This is a genomic window from Stenotrophomonas sp. Ste86, assembly GCF_024519465.1.
Lineage (GTDB): Bacteria > Pseudomonadota > Gammaproteobacteria > Xanthomonadales > Xanthomonadaceae > Stenotrophomonas.
The window spans coordinates 11,842-27,256 of the sequence record NZ_JALJRW010000009.1; the positions used below are offsets into that span (position 1 = coordinate 11,842).

At 68.0% G+C, this 15,415-nt stretch carries 11 protein-coding genes; 8 read left to right on the forward strand and 3 right to left on the reverse strand.

What is annotated here, in order from left to right; all coding sequences use genetic code 11:
• Positions 1-283 precede the first annotated feature (283 nt).
• Both NR101_RS10100 and NR101_RS10105 read left to right on the forward strand, forming a co-directional pair.
• Positions 284-994 carry an rRNA pseudouridine synthase gene (locus NR101_RS10100; protein WP_256775867.1) on the forward strand — a complete coding sequence of 237 codons (711 nt, stop codon included), beginning with the start codon at positions 284-286 and terminating at the stop codon, positions 992-994.
• Between the two features lie 57 nt (positions 995-1,051).
• Entirely contained in the window at positions 1,052-2,629 is a 1,578-nt protein-coding gene (locus tag NR101_RS10105) for a phospholipase D family protein (protein ID WP_256775866.1), read from the forward strand.
• A 157-nt stretch (positions 2,630-2,786) separates the two neighbouring features.
• Here the strand turns inward: NR101_RS10105 and NR101_RS10110 are convergent, their stop codons facing one another.
• Complete coding sequence (locus tag NR101_RS10110) at positions 2,787-3,899, reverse strand: HDOD domain-containing protein (protein ID WP_256775865.1); 1,113 nt, start codon at positions 3,897-3,899, stop codon at positions 2,787-2,789.
• Positions 3,900-4,223: 324 nt separating this feature from the next.
• Between NR101_RS10110 and NR101_RS10115 the strand changes: the two genes are divergently transcribed.
• Positions 4,224-5,321: a Glu/Leu/Phe/Val dehydrogenase dimerization domain-containing protein gene (locus NR101_RS10115; protein ID WP_256775864.1), complete on the forward strand. Its 1,098-nt coding sequence runs from the start codon at positions 4,224-4,226 to the stop codon at positions 5,319-5,321.
• A gap of 105 nt (positions 5,322-5,426) precedes the next feature.
• On the opposite strand, the gene NR101_RS10120 is transcribed toward NR101_RS10115, so the two are convergent.
• Entirely contained in the window at positions 5,427-8,285 is a 2,859-nt protein-coding gene (locus NR101_RS10120; protein WP_256775863.1) for an autotransporter serine protease, read from the reverse strand.
• Between the two features lie 299 nt (positions 8,286-8,584).
• Here NR101_RS10120 and NR101_RS10125 point away from each other — a divergent pair, with 299 nt between their 5' ends.
• The 3 genes from NR101_RS10125 (at position 8,585) to NR101_RS10135 (ending at position 10,994) form a co-directional block, all read left to right on the forward strand.
• Positions 8,585-9,760: a thiolase family protein gene (locus tag NR101_RS10125; protein ID WP_256775862.1), complete on the forward strand. Its 1,176-nt coding sequence runs from the start codon at positions 8,585-8,587 to the stop codon at positions 9,758-9,760.
• Between the two features lie 124 nt (positions 9,761-9,884).
• Positions 9,885-10,226: a hypothetical protein gene (locus NR101_RS10130; protein ID WP_256775861.1), complete on the forward strand. Its 342-nt coding sequence runs from the start codon at positions 9,885-9,887 to the stop codon at positions 10,224-10,226.
• 363 nt (positions 10,227-10,589) lie between these two features.
• Complete coding sequence (locus NR101_RS10135) at positions 10,590-10,994, forward strand: hypothetical protein (RefSeq protein WP_256775860.1); 405 nt, start codon at positions 10,590-10,592, stop codon at positions 10,992-10,994.
• Between the two features lie 57 nt (positions 10,995-11,051).
• Here NR101_RS10135 and NR101_RS10140 read toward each other — a convergent pair whose 3' ends face one another.
• Positions 11,052-12,683, reverse strand: a complete 1,632-nt coding sequence (locus tag NR101_RS10140; protein WP_256775859.1) for an isovaleryl-CoA dehydrogenase — start codon at positions 12,681-12,683, stop codon at positions 11,052-11,054.
• A 110-nt stretch (positions 12,684-12,793) separates the two neighbouring features.
• Here NR101_RS10140 and NR101_RS10145 point away from each other — a divergent pair, with 110 nt between their 5' ends.
• Together NR101_RS10145 and NR101_RS10150 are read left to right on the forward strand one after the other, a co-directional pair.
• On the forward strand, positions 12,794-13,801 hold the full coding sequence (locus tag NR101_RS10145) for a ligase-associated DNA damage response exonuclease (RefSeq protein WP_256775858.1): 1,008 nt from the start codon (positions 12,794-12,796) through the stop codon (positions 13,799-13,801).
• Positions 13,798-15,402: an ATP-dependent DNA ligase gene (locus tag NR101_RS10150; RefSeq protein ID WP_256775857.1), complete on the forward strand. Its 1,605-nt coding sequence runs from the start codon at positions 13,798-13,800 to the stop codon at positions 15,400-15,402. The genes NR101_RS10145 and NR101_RS10150 overlap by 4 nt, the downstream gene beginning before the upstream one ends.
• Positions 15,403-15,415 lie beyond the last annotated feature (13 nt).

Sequence of the window (15,415 nt, forward strand, 5' to 3'; positions counted from 1 at the left end):
AGTCTTGCCCATGGCCACCAGCCAACTGTCGAGGGTGGGGGTGTGTGGGTTCGCGGGACCCTCAAGCCGCATGGATGCGGCTTGGGAGCCTACACGGACGTACTTGCGGCGTGTCCCGCCAATCTACCCACGCCAGGCAAAACCATCACACCCGCAGCGCCGAGCCTCCAGCTCCGGTTCCGGCTCCCGCTCCGGCTCCAGCTCCCGATCCCCCTCTTCCCAGCACCACATCCCCCCACCCAGTACACTCCCCGCCCGCTCCCCGCTTTTCGTTGCCTGCCCGATGACCGACCCGATCCGACTCGACAAACGCCTCACCAGCCTGATCGGCTGCTCCCGTGGCGACGCCCAGCGCTACATCGAAGGCGGCTGGGTGACCGTGGACGGCAAGGTAGTCGAACAACCCCAGACCCTGGTCACCGACGAAACCATCGTCCTGCGCGAAAACGCCGAGGCCACCCGCACCGAAACCGTCAGCATGCTGCTGCACAAGCCCGCCGGCATGCGCGCCGACGAACTCAGCGCCCTGGTCACCCCCGACAGCCGCAGCGACCTCGATGCCACCGGCGTCACCCTCCTGCAGCGCCATTTCCACGCCCTGCAGCTGGTCATGCCGCTGGCCGACGAAGACAGCGGCCTGGTCGTGGTCAGCCAGGACGGCCGCGTCGTCTCGCACCTCAAGGATCGCGGCGCCACGCTCGAACAGGAATACCTGGTCGAAGTCAGCGGCGAACTGGTTCCGTACGGCATGAAGCGCCTCGCCCACGGCCTGAGCTTCCGCAACTGGCCACTGCCCCCCTGCAAGGTCAGCTGGCAGAACGAAACCCGCCTGCGTTTCGCCATCAAACCGGTACAACCGGGCCAGCTGCGCGATATGTGCCGCCAGGTCGGGTTGGAGGTGATCAGCGTCCGGCGCCTGCGCATCGGCCGCGTCGCCATGGGCAAACTCGCCCCGGGCCAGTGGCGCTACCTGGCGCCGGACGAACGCTTCTGAGCCGTATCGCGCGGCCCTGCACTCGCAGTGCACGCCGCGCCCGCTTAGCATCGGCGCATGACTGAAAAAAAGCCGCTCTGGCGCCGGATGCTGCGCTGGCTGGGAATCGTACTGGCCGTGCTGGTGCTGCTGGTGCTCAGTGGTCTGCTGCTCGCCGACCATCTCACCCCCAAGGCGATGGGCCCGCACAGCACCGTGCTGCCGCCGCAGCCCGGCCAGACCGCCATCGATCGCGAACTGGTACGGCTGCAGGCCGAGCATCCCGGCCAGTCCGGCGTGGCCTTCCTGGCCGATGGCCTGGACGCCTTTGCCGCCCGCGCGGTGATCACCCGCCACGCCGGGCGCAGCCTGGATCTGCAGTACTACATCTGGCACGACGACATGGTCGGGCACCTGATGGCGCAGGAGCTGTACCAGGCCGCAGAACGCGGCGTGCGCGTGCGCATCCTGCTTGATGACATGAACGCGCAGGACAAGGATGCGCTGATGATGGCGCTCGATCGGCACCCCAACATCGAAATCCGCCTGTACAACCCGTTCCGCAACCGCAACGGCCTGTGGCGGCTGGTGGAGATGGTGCAGCGCTTCTTCAGCGTCAACCATCGCATGCACAACAAGTCCTGGATCGCCGATGGCCGGGTCGCGATCGTCGGCGGCCGCAACATTGGTGAGGAGTACTTCAGCGCGCGTGCGGATGTGAACTTCCGCGACCTCGACCTGCTCGTCGCCGGCAAGGCCGTGTCCCAGGCCAATGACATCTTCGATGCGTACTGGAACAGCGAGACCGCGGTGCCGATCGCTGCGCTGGCGTTCTACACCCCGGCGCAGCTGCGCCTGCTGGTGCGCGAATCCGCGCACGAGGCCAAGCTCACCGCCGCGCAGCCCTACCTGCGCCGGGTCGAGCAATCGCAGTCTGCGCACTCCTACTACCGCGATACGGTGGACCTGCACTGGTCGACGACGGTGGAGATCGCCTCCGATCCACCGATGAAGCATCGCCGCGACGACCAGGCCAACTGGCTGGTCACCCGGCTGGTGCGCGAACTGCAGGCCACCGAGCACAAGGCGTTGCTGATTTCGCCCTATTTCGTACCGGGTGAGGAAGGTACCGAAGGCATGGCCGCGATGGTCCAGCGTGGGGCAACGGTCGGGGTGGTGACCAACTCGCTGGCTGCCAACGACGTGGCCGCCGTGCATGGCGGATATATGCACTATCGCGCGCCACTGCTGCGTAGCGGCGTGCACCTGTACGAGCTCAAGGCGCACACCCCTGCCGGCAACGGCGGGCTGTTCGGCAGCAGCGGCGCCAGCCTGCACACCAAGGCGTTCATGCTCGATGATCGGCGCGGCTTCGTCGGCTCGTTCAACCTGGACCCGCGCTCGGCGTATCTCAACACCGAGATGGGCGTGCTGTTCGACGATGCGGTGCTCGCCGCGCAGCTGCGCGCAGAATACCTGCGCCTGGCCGATCCGAAGCAGAGTTACTGGGTGACCCTGGATGCGCAGGACCGGGTGCGTTGGCTGGACCGTGCCGCACAACCGCCGGTGCTGCTCGACCACGAACCGGACACCTCGTTATGGCTGCGCGCAAGTGCGCGGGCGATCAGCTGGTTGCCGTTGGAATCACAGCTGTAAGCGGGCGCTGAACGGTGGCCACGCATGGCGTGGCGCTTACACCCGCACTCCGTCAATCCATCAGCAACACCGCCGGTAGTGCCACGCCATGCGTGGCAAGCGCTGGCTCCGGGCAGCAGGGCCATGCGCGCCCGGCACCCCTCACCGACTGCACGGCTCAGACCTCGATCGGCTCATCAACGTCCAGCGTCTCCACCGCGCGCCCGTGCAGACGCCGCCAGATCCACTGCAGCGCGTGCGCCGGGGTGGCGTGCTGCTGCTCCAGGATCGCCAGCGCCTGGGCCTGGCCGATGCTGCCGTGCCGGCACAGCAGGCTGGCCGCCGCCGCCGCCCGTGCGAAGCGCAGGCTGGCCGACAACCCCGCCTGCGCATCGTCACCGCCGCGCAGCAACGTTTCATGCACCGAAGGCGGCAATTCCCAGGCCGCCGCGATGCGGCTGGCCACCGGCAGGGTCCAGGCATCCAGCAACTGCGCGGCCAGCGCGCGCGAGGGTGCCGCCCCGTCCTGCCCTGCGCAGGCATCGAGCAGATGGCGCATCACCAGCGCGGCCCCCAGCCCCTGGGTCAGGCCCAGCCACTGCGCGGCGAACGCATCTTCGTGGGTCACCAGCCGCGCGTGATCGGCGGCCGCGCGCGAGGCCAGCAGCGCATGCTCCCAGATCACCGTGCCGAACTGAGGGAAGGCCTCGCAGTGCAGCTGCATCACCGGCTGCACCAGCACCGCGCTGATGATCTGGCGGATGCCCTCGGTCCCCACCAACGTCACCGCCCGCTGCAGGCTGTCCACCGGCTTGGCCTGCAGGCGATAGACGGGGCTGTTGGCGATGCGCAGCAGGTTGCCGGTCAACACCGGGTCCTGCCCGATGATGGCGGCCATCGCGCGCGCCGACGCATCGTCGTCGTTGACCGTCTGGATCAGCTGCGGCAACAGTTGCGGGCGCCGCGGCAGATGCCGGGCCGACCAGTCGCGCTGTTCCAGGGCGGCCACCACCGCCGCATGCAGCGCCGGATCGCCCGGCCCGGGCGTCGCATCCGCGTCACCGCTGCGCGAGACCAGGGCCAGCGCATGCAGCCCCGACTGCAGCAGCGCCGTCGCCGGCACCTCGCCGCGCCCCGGCGACGCCGCCGAGGCGTTCCCCGAGCGGTCACCCGTTGCGGTCAGCCACTCAGTGCCGGTTTCCGGACAGCGCGCGGCACGCCAGCGCACGATGCCCAGCGCAAGCGCACCGGCGCCCAACAGCCCTGCCCCCATCATCACGAGCATGCTCATCCGTGCCGCCGTCCTGGCCGATACCGTCTCTGTATTGTCGCCACTGCACCCACGTCGTCCGTCCTGGCATTGCTGGTACTGCGCACCGTTGCCACGGCATCGGCCTGATCTTCAGCAACTTTAATGACCTGCCCCACCGACGCCTGGGTCGACGCCTGTCAGCGGCCCATCCTGAACCCTGACAACACCCTCCGTCGGAATGCTCTAGAATGGCGCCGCGCGACCCGTCACCCGATCAGACGAAGTCGCTTTTTTTGTTTTGCAACCCACCTTTTGCTGGTTCGTTCGCCGCCGTTCGCCACCGTTCGCACCATCGGAGTCGCCATGTTATTTGAAACCCTCGAAACTTCCGGTCACGAACAAGTGGTGTTCTGCCACAACCGCGATGCCGGCCTGAGGGCGATCATCGCCATCCACAACACCACCCTGGGCCCGGCCCTGGGCGGCGTGCGCATGCGCCCTTACGCCAGCACCGACGATGCACTGGCCGACGCGCTGCGCCTGAGCCGCACCATGACCTACAAGAACGCCCTGGCCGGGTTGAACGTGGGCGGTGGCAAGGCGGTGATCATCGGCGACCCGCGCCAGGACAAGAGCGAGGTGCTGTTCCGCGCGTTCGGGCGTTATGTCGATTCGCTGGGCGGTCGCTACATCACCGCCGAGGACGTCGGCACCGACGTCAACGACATGGAAAACATCTACCTGGAGAGCGAGTTCGTCACCGGCGTACACCAGGTCCATGGCGGCTCGGGCGACCCTGCGCCGTTCACGGCCTATGGCGCCTTGCAGGCGCTGATGGCGTCGATGCAGCACAAGCTGGGGCACGAAGAAGTCGGCAAGGCCAGCATCGCCGTGCAGGGCCTGGGCCACATCGGCATGGAACTGGTGAAGCTGCTGCGCGATCGCGGCGCCAAGCTGTTCGTCACCGATCTGAACAGCGCACTGGTCGACCGCGCGGTCACCGAGTACGGTGCCGAGGCGGTCAAGCCGGACGACATCTACGACGTCAACGCCGATGTGTTCGCGCCCTGCGCGCTGGAGGGCGCGATCAACCCGCAGACGCTTCCGCGGTTGAAGTGCCGGATCGTCTGCGGCACCGCCAACAACCAGCTGTCCAGCCTGGAAGTAGGCGATGAACTGCATGCGCGCGGCATCCTCTATGCCCCTGACTATGCGGTCAACGCCGGCGGCGTGATGAACGTTTCGCTGGAGATCGACGGCTACAACCGCGAGCGCGCCATGCGCCTGATCCGCAGTATCTACCACAACCTTGGCAGGATCTTCGCGCTGTCCCAGAGCGAGAACATCGCCCCACAGCGCGCGGCCGACCAGATCGCCGAAACGCGCATCCAGTCGATCGGCAAGCTGAAGATGCCGCTGGGTCGCACCCGGCCGCGACTGGGGACGCTGCGCGGCAACTGATCGCGCGCGACAGCGACACCCATGAAGAAGGGCGCGATGCAATCGCGCCCTTCTTCATGTGAGACAACCGCGTGCAGGCCCGTGTTGGCACCGGCACGCGGTGGGTCAGAACGCTGCCGTGTAGCGCAGCGCGACCTGGCTCAGGTCGCCGCGCGGCCCGAAGCGCTGGTCGTAGCCGAACGACACGCGGGTGTTGCGGCTCAGCCAGGATTCGACCGACAGCCCGAACAGACCGCCCGAGCGCGCCGGCTGCAGGCCGGCCAGCGGCGCCCAGGCGTCCACGCCGACGAAGCTGGCATCCTGGGTCAGGCCATCACTGGACAGCAACTGCTGCCATTCGGCATAACCGCGCAGCGACCAGCTGCCCCACTGGCGTTCGGCGCGGACGCCGGCCAGTGCCTGGCTGCGCGTGCTCAGGTTGCCTTCGGTCCGCAGGCCGAAGCCCAGGCCCCCCTGCTCGGTGAAGCGGTCGCTGTCCACGCGCGAGTAATCCGCGCCAAGGTATGGCGTCAGCGACGCACGGTCTCCGCCAAAGCGATAGCCGGTTTCCACGCTGGCCGCACTGAAGCTGCCGCCATAACGGGCGTTGACCCCGTACTGACCGGCCCCCAGCAGCAGTTGGCGATCGATTTCGCGATTGAACTGACCGGCACCCACCTGGCCCAGCGCGTAGGCGCGGCCGGCGTTCCAACCGGCGTACAGCTGCGCCTGCGACTGGCGATCGCGGCCACGATCACTGCCCCAGTCGCGGCTGTTGTGGGTGCGGGTTTCACCGAAGGCAAAGCCCATCACGCCATTGCTGACCAGCGCCATGTCCTGGCCCATCATCCAGCCGCGGGTATCGGCGCCACTGGCCGAGAAGCTGCCCTGCCCGACTTCGCCCAGCTGGCTCTGCCAGGCGCCACGCAGGCGCGGCGCGCCCTGCACCTGGCCGAAGCGCGCCGACAATGCACGTCGGTTGAGATCGATGCTGTCGAACGTGGCGGCCGTGGCCAGCGCGTGGGCGGTGCCGGACAGGCTGTCCAGGCTGGCCTGCAGCGCCTGGTCGCCCTGCACGCGCTGCAGTTCGCCTGCGCCGTCGGCGAAGGCGCTGCCGGCCAGACCGCCACCGTCGAGCACTTCGAAGGCCGACTCCACCCGGGCCGCCGACGCCAATGCGGTGCCGCCCAGGCCGGCGTTGAGGCTCGCCGAGGTGACACTGATCCGGTCGGTGGTCAGGGTGACATCGTTGCTCGCATGGGTCAGCGACATCTGCAGCAGCGTCGTGGACTGGCTGAGATTGTGGGTGACGCCCGCAAAGGTGCCAATGACGCCCTGGTCGGCATGCAGCACGCGCTGCGTACGACCATCCTGCGGCACATAGCCACTGAGGATGGCATCGACGTAGACATTGCCCGCCAGCGTGGCGGTACCGGTGATGTTGAGCGGATTTGAACCCAGCGCAATCATCAGCTGGCCCGTGGAGCGCTGTACGTAGTTGCCTTCGATGGTGGCGGTGACATTGGCTTCGCGCACGATCACCGACGCGCCGTTGTCGACGTTGCCCTTGACCCGTGCGTTGCCTGACAGGAACTGCAGCGCCGCCAGATTGGGGCTGCCGCTCTGCGCGACGACCACCACGTTGGACGTGATCGAGCCACCATCGCGCAACGCCACCGTTCCCCGCTCGATACGCGTATCCCCGGTGTAGGTGTTGGTGCCCGACAGGCCCAGCGCACCGGCGCCCTGCTTGATCAACCCACCGCTGCCGGTGATGTTGTTGCTCCACACCGAGTTGAGCCCGGTCTGGCTGACATCCACGGTGGTGTTGCCCCAGTCGAATCGCCCCGGCCCGTTGATCGCCTTGGCGATGTTGAGCAGGCCGTAACCGAAGGTGCTGTCCACGCCCGCCGCACCCAGATCGGTGGCGGTGCCCAGCAGCGTCTGGCGGACCAGGTCGTTGCTGAAATACGGGTACTTCTGCCACACCAGCGCAGCGGCGCCGGACACCAGCGGCGCGGCGAAGGACGTGCCGTAATTCCACAGGTATTTCGGGGTGCCGGTGGTGTAGGCCGGGTCCACGTAGACCGCCGCACCGGGCGCGGCCAGGCAGTAGCGTGCGGCCACGCCGCAGGCGTTGGCGTAGGACGCCAGCTTGCTCGCGTCGGTCGAATCCACCGCGGTCACGCTCAGCCAGCCGCGTTCCAGGTCGGCCGCCGGCAGCGTGCCGGCCGGGCCGGGCTGGCTCGGCAGCGCGGCCATGCTGGACGGATTGGGCTTGCTTTCGTTGCCGGTGGCGAACACCACCAGCCCGCCGTTGCCCAGGATGAAGGGCCGGTATTCCTGTGCGATCGGCGCGGTCGCGGACGTGTTGGTCCAGTACAGACCGCCCCAGGAGTTGTTCATCACCTTCACGCCTTGGGTGATGAGGTCCTGATGGACCCCGGCCAGGCCCAGCGCGCCGTTCACTTCGTTGCCGTTGCCGCTGCCGTCATCGGTCGGGCGGGTGTCGGCGATGATCCGCGCCGAGACGATCTGCGCGCCCGGCGCGATGCCGCCCTGCCAGGAACCCACCGCCTTGCCCGCAGCCAGTTCGGCTACGGCGGTGCCATGGCCGACCACGTCATCGATGTTGAGGTTGTTGGTGCGCGAATCGACATAGCTGTAGTTGGCCAGCACCCGCCCGGCCAGCGCCGGATGGTTGCGCATGACGCCCGAATCGACCACGCCGATGCGCACGCCCGTACCATCGAGCCCGGCAGTGCGCGCGGCGCCGGCCTGGGTGATGGTCAGATGCGCGTCGAACGCAGGCTCAAGCGGCTTGGGCGGCGGCGGCGGGGTGGTCGGTGGTGGCGTGGTCGGCGGCGGTGTTGTCGGTGGTGGGTCGATCCGCACGTTGTTGCCACCGCCACCGCCACCGCAGGCGCCCAGCGCCGCAGCCATCGCGGTGACCAGCAGAGACCGCCCCAATACTGCCTTGTTCATCCTTGCATCCCCATTGACGTGTGAAATCTCCCGCCCGGTCGGTCCTCCTGGACCTGACCGGCGGCAAGTGCCATGCCTGCGTAGCCGGCCGGTGCTGCGCAGTGTGCCGGGAAAACACGGCACCGCCAATGGCGTACGTCCCACTCTGGCCTGCGCCCGCGCGGCGCTGGCCAGCCGACCCCGGTGGTAAAGCGCGACCCCCTATACTGGGCCACCCCACGCAGTCTGCCGGGAAGCGCCCCGGGTCCTGATGCCCGCGCTCCCATTTCGCATATCGCTCACGCACCAACGAGATTGCCATGTCCAACATCGTCATCGCCGCTGCCAAACGCACCGCCATCGGTTCCTTCCTGGGCCAGTTCAACGGCGTGCCCACCCCTACCCTGGGCGCCACCGCGATTGCCGCGGCGCTGCAGCAGTCCGGGGTACCGGCCGCGGATGTTTCTGAAGTGATCATGGGCTGCGTACTGCCGGCCAACCTGGGCCAGGCGCCGGCCCGCCAGGCCGCGATCGCCGCCGGTATCCCGGTCTCCACCGGCGCCACCACGCTCAACAAGGTGTGCGGTTCGGGCATGAAGGCGATCATGCTCGGGCATGACCTGATCAAGGCCGGCTCGGCCAGCATCGTGGTGGCCGGCGGCATGGAGTCGATGTCCAATGCCCCGCACCTGATCCCCAACTCGCGCACCGGCACCCGCTTCGGCAATTTCCAGGCGATCGACCACATGGCCCACGATGGTCTGGTCAACGCCTACGACGGAAAGGCCATGGGCGAGTTCGCCGAATGTGCGGTGGACAAATACCAGGTCAGCCGCGAGGACCAGGATGCCTTCGCGATCGAATCTGTGCGCCGTGCGCAGGCCGCGCAGGCCAGCGGCGCGTTCGCCGATGAAATCGTCGCGGTGACGGTGACCACCCGCAAGGGCGAGGTCGCCTTCGACCAGGACGAGCAGCCGGGCCGCTCGGATATCGCCAAGATCCCGACCCTGCGCCCGGCCTTCAAGAAGGACGGCACGGTCACCGCCGCCAGCTCGTCGAGCATCTCCGACGGCGCTGCGGCCGTGGTGCTGCTGACCGAAGAAGACGCCCACGCGCGTGGCGTGCAGCCGCTGGCCCGGATCGTCGGCCATGCCACCCATTCGCAGGCGCCGGAGTGGTTCACCACCGCCCCGATCGGTGCGATCCAGAAACTGCTGGAAAAAACCGGCTGGACCCTGGACCAGGTCGACCTGTTCGAGATCAACGAGGCCTTTGCCGTGGTGGCCATGGCGCCAATCCGCGAACTGGGCATCCCGCACGCGAAGGTCAACGTCAACGGCGGCGCCTGCGCACTGGGCCATCCGATCGGCGCTTCCGGCGCGCGTCTGGTGGTCACCCTGGTGAACGCATTGCGCAAGCGCGGCGGAAAGCGCGGCATCGCTACCCTCTGCATTGGTGGCGGCGAAGCTACGGCGATTGCCATCGAATTGATTTGATTGAAATTAACACGCATTTCGCAAAAATGAATGCGCGATCGCTTGACAGCCAATCGTGGCTTGTCATCATGTTGCCGGGCGCGCAATAGCGCGTTGCCTAATCTAACGACGAGGATTCACACAAATGAGCATCAACAAGCTGCTGATCGCGATGGCCCTGGGCCTGGCTCTGACCGCCTGCTCCAAGCAGGAACAGGCTGCTGACGCTGCTGCTTCGGCCAACGAAGCTGCCGCTGACGCCCAGGTCGCTGCCGACCAGGCCGCTGCTGCTGGCGCCCAGACCGCCGACGCTGCCCAGGCTGCCGCCGACACCGCCACCACCGCTGCTGACGCTTCGGCTGACGCCGCTGCCCAGGCTGCTGGCGCTGCCACCGACGCTGCTGCCGGCACCGCTGCCGACGCTGCCAAGGCCGGTGAAGCCACCGCCGAGCAGGCCAAGGACGCTGCTGAAGAAGCCAAGAAGTAATAACTTCTTTCTTCAAGCAAGTCTGAAGAAGCCGCTGGTTCGCCAGCGGCTTTTTCTTTTTCTACCGACCAACGGTCGGTAGCTACGGTATGTAGGCCAACGGTCGGTAGCTGCGGCACGCCGACCAACGGTCGATAGCTACGGTATGTAGGCCAACGGTCGGTAGTTACGGTATGCAGGCCAACGGTCGCAGCTACGGTGTGCAGGCCAACGATGAGTGGCTGTCGCGCCGACGACTACAGCGCTGACCAACTGTTGGTGGCTGCCACGCGCCGACCAGTAGCAGGTAGCAGGTAGCGACCCTGTCTTCACGCGCGGATGAATAGGCTGGCCTCCCCTACGATTCCCGTATTGGAGAGCGCCATGACCATCCGTCCGTTGACCACCTCCCTGTTGGCCGCCTCCCTGCTGCTCGGCTTGGCCGCCTGCAAGGGTCCCGAAGCCGAGCAGGCCCGCCAGGATGCTGCGCAGGCCGCCGACAGCGCCAATGCGGCTGCCCGCGAAGCCGTCGACAAGGCCGCTGCATCGACCCGCAACGCCGCCGATGAGGCCGCCGCTGCCTCCGAACACGCTGCCGCCGACACCCAGCAGGCACTCGACCGCGCCGCCGCCGCCACTTCCGAGGCCGCCGGCGAAGCCAAGGACGCCGCCAAGGATGCCGCCGCCCACGCCAGTGGCGCCACTGCCGATGCCGCCGAGAAGGTTGCCGACAAGGCGCGCGACGTCGCTGACGAAGCGAAAAAGAACGCCAACGAAGCCAAGCACTGAGTCACTGCGCACGCGTGACCAGGACGCCCCTTCCCTGAAGGGGCGTTTTTCGTTTACTCAGGGCAGCGCCCGGGCGAGCACCGCGGCAAAATCCAGATCCGCTGGCAGGGTACCGAAGGCCAGCGCGTGCTCGCCGCCAAGTCGCGAGCGGATGAATGCCGCCGCGTTGGGGCTGTCCGCGCGCAGCAGCGTGGCCGCCTGCAGCAGCAGCGCCAGCCGCTCGGTGATGCTGCGCGCCTGCGTCTCCGAGGTCGTTCCCGCGAGCGTGGCACGCAGCGCCTGCAAAGCCATGTCGTAGGCCGGATCGCGGCCGAGCACGCCACCCAGCTCGGCTTCCAGCACCGGCAGCACCTGCGCCTCGCGTGACAACGCCCGCAGCACGTCCAGGCACTGGATGTTGCCACTGCCTTCCCAGATCGAATTCAACGGTGCCTGCCGGTACAACCGGGGCAGGATCGATTCCTCCACGTAGCCCGCACCGCCCAGGCACTCCTGCGCCTCGTTGACGAATACCGCCGCGCGCTTGCATACCCAGTACTTGCCCACCGCCGTGGCAATGCGCGCGAACGCGGCCTCTTCGGCACTGCTGCCGGCGCGGTCCACCGCGCGCGCCACGCGCATCGCAAAGGTCGTCGCCGCTTCCGATTCGATCGCCAGGTCGGCCAACACGTTGGCCATCAGCGGGTGCTCGCACAGGCGCTTGCCGAAGGTGTCGCGATGGCGGGCGTGGTGCAGCGCCTGCGCCAACGCCATGCGCATTTCCGCCGCAGCACCCAGCATGCAATCCAGGCGGGTCATCATCACCATGCCGATGATGGTGGCCACGCCACGGCCTTCCTCCCCGACCCGTTGCGCCCAGGCGCCACACAGTTCCACTTCACTGGAGGCGTTGGACCAGTCGCCCAGTTTGTCTTTCAGCCGCATCAGCCGGAACGCATTGCGGTTGCCGTCAGGCAGGCGGCGCGGCATCAGGAAACAGCTCAGCCCACCCGGTGCCTGCGCCAGCACCAGGAAACCATCGGACATCGGTGCGGAGAAGAACCACTTGTGCCCTACCAGCCGATAACTGCCGTCGGCCTGCGGTTCGGCGCGCGTGGTATTGCTGCGCACATCCGACCCGCCCTGCTTTTCGGTCATGCCCATGCCCAGGGTGATGCCGTGCTTGTCGGCGATCGGCACGTCGCGCGGGTCGTAATGCGGGGCCGCCGCCTTGTCGGCCCACTCGGCCAATGCCGGGTCCTGGCGCAGCACCGCGACCGCGGCGTGGGTCATGGTCAGCGGGCAGCTGGTGCCGGCCTCGGCCTGGTGGTGGAGATAACTCAGTGCCGCACGCGCGACGTGTGCGCCTGCACTGCCGTCGTACCAGGACAGCCCGGCCACGCCGTGGCTCTTGGCCGCGTCCATCAGCCGATGGTAGGCAGGATGGAACTCGACCGTATCGATGCGATGACCCTGCCCGTCGTGGGTGCGCAGCCGCGGGCGATCGCGGTTGGCATCGAAGCCGAGCTGATACAGCAGATCGCCGGCCAGCGCGCCGTACTGCGCCAGCCGTGTACTGAACGCACCGCCGCCTTCGCGCGCCACCGCCGCCGCCAAGGCCACGTCGTCGGCCCACAGGTTGCGGCCACTGAACGGCGGTGGCTGGTTGAACACCTCGTGGGTATCGAACGCGGGCAATACGGACGTCATCGCAGCGGCCTCCTGGCCTGGGGTTGGCCCGATTCTGCCGCATCGGCGTGCAGGCCGCCGTTCAGGCGGATTCTCACCTCCTGCACGAGGGCGGCGGCACAGTGCGACGCATGAGCCTGACGACGACGAACAACGATCTGGTGATGCTGCGCCCGGAGGGCTTGTATTGCCCCGCCGGCGATTTCCACATCGATCCGTGGCGACCGGTGCCGCGCGCGGTGATCACCCACGGCCACGGCGACCACGCGCGCAGCGGCATGGGCGAGTATTACTGCAGCACCGACAGTGTGCCGATCCTGCGCTGGCGGCTGGGCGATGTGCCGCTGCAGGCCCACGACTATGGCCGTGCGTTCCGGCTGGGCGATGTCGAGGTGTCGCTGCACTCGGCCGGGCATGTGCTGGGATCGGCGCAGGTGCGCATCGATGATGGCACCCAGGTCTGGGTCGCCTCGGGCGACTACAAGCGCCAGCCCGACCCCACCTGTGCACCGTTCGAGGTGGTGCCCTGCGATGTGTTCATCACCGAGGCCACCTTCGCCCTGCCGATCTACCGCTGGCAGGACACCGCCGAGGTCGCCGCGGAGATCGTGGCCTGGCGCCGTGAATGCGCCGCGCGTGGCGAGGCGGCGATCCTGCTCTGCTACGCACTGGGCAAGGCGCAGCGGGTGCTGGCCGAACTGCTGCCGCTGGACGACCAGCCCGCGTGGCTGCACGGGGCCATCGCCAATGGCGTGGCGGTCTATCGGCAGGCCGGCATCGCCATGCTGGAGACGCATACCGTGGCCGAACAGGGCCGCGAACCCGATGCCGCCGGCAAGCTGATCCTGGCCCCGCCGTCGGCGGCGGGCACCCCATGGCTGCGCCGCTTCGGCAAGCATCAACTGGGCTTCGCCTCGGGCTGGATGCGGTTGCGTGGCAACCGGCGGCGGCGCAATTACGACCGTGGCTTCGTGGTATCCGATCATGCCGACTGGCCCGCACTGCTGCAGACCATCGAACAGACCGGCGCGCGCCGCGTCATCGCCACCCATGGCAACACCGATGCGTTGATTCCGTTCCTGCGCGAGCGTGGGGTGGCCGCCGAAGCCTTCCGCACCGATTTCGGGAGCGAAGAATGAGGGCCTTCGCCGCGCTTTACCAGCGCCTGGACCGCAGCACCGCGACGCTGGACAAGCGCGCCGCACTGGTGGCGTACTTCCGCGATGCGCGCCCGCACGATGCGGCCTGGGCGCTGTACCTGCTCAGTGGCGGCAAGGTCGGCGGCGCACGGCGGAAGATTGCGGCCAGCGGCGAACTGCGCGCCTGGATCGGCGAGGCGTCCGGGTTGCCGGCGTGGTTGGTGGACGACAGCTACGACCAGGTCGGCGATCTCGCCGAGACCTTGACCCTGCTGCTCGATGATCCGCCCGAACGCAGCGCCGACCGGCCCTTGGCCGAATGGATCGAAGCGCATCTGCTCACCGTGGCCAACCAGGACGAAGCGGTGCGGCGGGCGGCGGTGGTGGCAGGCTGGCGGCAACTGCCTGCAGGCGAACGGCTGGTGTTCAACAAACTGCTGACCGGCGCGCTGCGGGTGGGTGTGTCACAGCGCGTGGTGCAGCAGGCCCTGGCCGAATTGTCGGGCATCGACATCGCCCGCATCGCCCAGCGCATGCTTGGCGAATGGGTGCCCTCGCCCGGACTGCTGGCGGCACTGCTGTCGCCCGAAGAACGTCCGGAAGATCGCCAGCAACCGTATCCGTTCTTCCTCGCCTCGCCACTGGAAGCCGAGGTCGACAGCCTCGGTCCGATCGAGGCGTGGACCCTGGAATGGAAGTGGGACGGCATCCGCCTGCAGCTGCTGCGACGCAAGGGCGAGGCAGCCTTGTGGTCGCGCGGCGAAGAGCGGCTGGATGGCCGCTTCCCGGAGATTGAAGCGGCGGCGATGGCGCTGCCCGATGGCTGCGTGATCGATGGCGAGCTGCTCGCCTGGCGCGAGGGCGACGACCAGCCGTTGCCGTTCACCGCCCTGCAGACGCGCATCCAGCGCCGCAAGCCGGGGCCGAAGACCCTGCGCGACACACCGGTGCGGGTGCTGGCCTACGACCTGCTCGAAGCCGACGGACAGGACCTGCGCACGCAACCGCTGCACGCGCGCCGCGCGCGGCTTGCCGCGCTGCTTACCGCGTTGGACGATCCGCGCATCGTGCTCTCTCCGTCCGTCTCCGTTGCGGACTGGCCGGCCGCGGCCGCACAGCGCGCGCTGGCCCGCGAGCGCGGCGTGGAAGGATTGATGCTCAAACGCCACGATTCGATCTACCAGAGCGGTCGGCGGCGCGGCGACTGGTGGAAGTGGAAGATCGATCCGCTGACCATCGACGCGGTGATGATCTACGCCCAGGCCGGTCACGGCCGGCGCAGCACGCTCTACACCGACTACACCTTCGGCGTGTGGGACGGCGACAAGCTGGTGCCGGTAGCCAAGGCCTATTCGGGCCTGGACGACAAGGAGATCCTCGCGCTGGACCGCTGGATCCGCGCCAACACCGTCGAACGCTTCGGCCCGGTGCGCAGCGTGCGCGGCGAGCAGGTGTTCGAACTCGGCTTCGAAGCGGTCAATCGCAGCAGCCGGCACAAGTCCGGCATCGCGGTGCGCTTCCCGCGCATCCTGCGCTGGCGGCAGGACAAGCCGGCCAGCGAGGCCGATACCCTGGCGCAGCTGCAGGCCCTGGCGCGGTGACCCGACGCGAGGC

Coding starts and splice junctions, on each gene's coding strand:
- NR101_RS10115 (WP_256775864.1), top strand. CDS start 4,224: ATGTTATTTGAAACCCTCGAAACTTCCGGTCACGAACAAGTGGTGTTC.
- NR101_RS10140 (WP_256775859.1), bottom strand. CDS start 12,683: ATGACGTCCGTATTGCCCGCGTTCGATACCCACGAGGTGTTCAACCAG.
- NR101_RS10135 (WP_256775860.1), top strand. CDS start 10,590: ATGACCATCCGTCCGTTGACCACCTCCCTGTTGGCCGCCTCCCTGCTG.
- NR101_RS10150 (WP_256775857.1), top strand. CDS start 13,798: ATGAGGGCCTTCGCCGCGCTTTACCAGCGCCTGGACCGCAGCACCGCG.
- NR101_RS10145 (WP_256775858.1), top strand. CDS start 12,794: ATGAGCCTGACGACGACGAACAACGATCTGGTGATGCTGCGCCCGGAG.
- NR101_RS10125 (WP_256775862.1), top strand. CDS start 8,585: ATGTCCAACATCGTCATCGCCGCTGCCAAACGCACCGCCATCGGTTCC.
- NR101_RS10130 (WP_256775861.1), top strand. CDS start 9,885: ATGAGCATCAACAAGCTGCTGATCGCGATGGCCCTGGGCCTGGCTCTG.
- NR101_RS10120 (WP_256775863.1), bottom strand. CDS start 8,285: ATGAACAAGGCAGTATTGGGGCGGTCTCTGCTGGTCACCGCGATGGCT.
- NR101_RS10105 (WP_256775866.1), top strand. CDS start 1,052: ATGACTGAAAAAAAGCCGCTCTGGCGCCGGATGCTGCGCTGGCTGGGA.
- NR101_RS10100 (WP_256775867.1), top strand. CDS start 284: ATGACCGACCCGATCCGACTCGACAAACGCCTCACCAGCCTGATCGGC.
- NR101_RS10110 (WP_256775865.1), bottom strand. CDS start 3,899: ATGAGCATGCTCGTGATGATGGGGGCAGGGCTGTTGGGCGCCGGTGCG.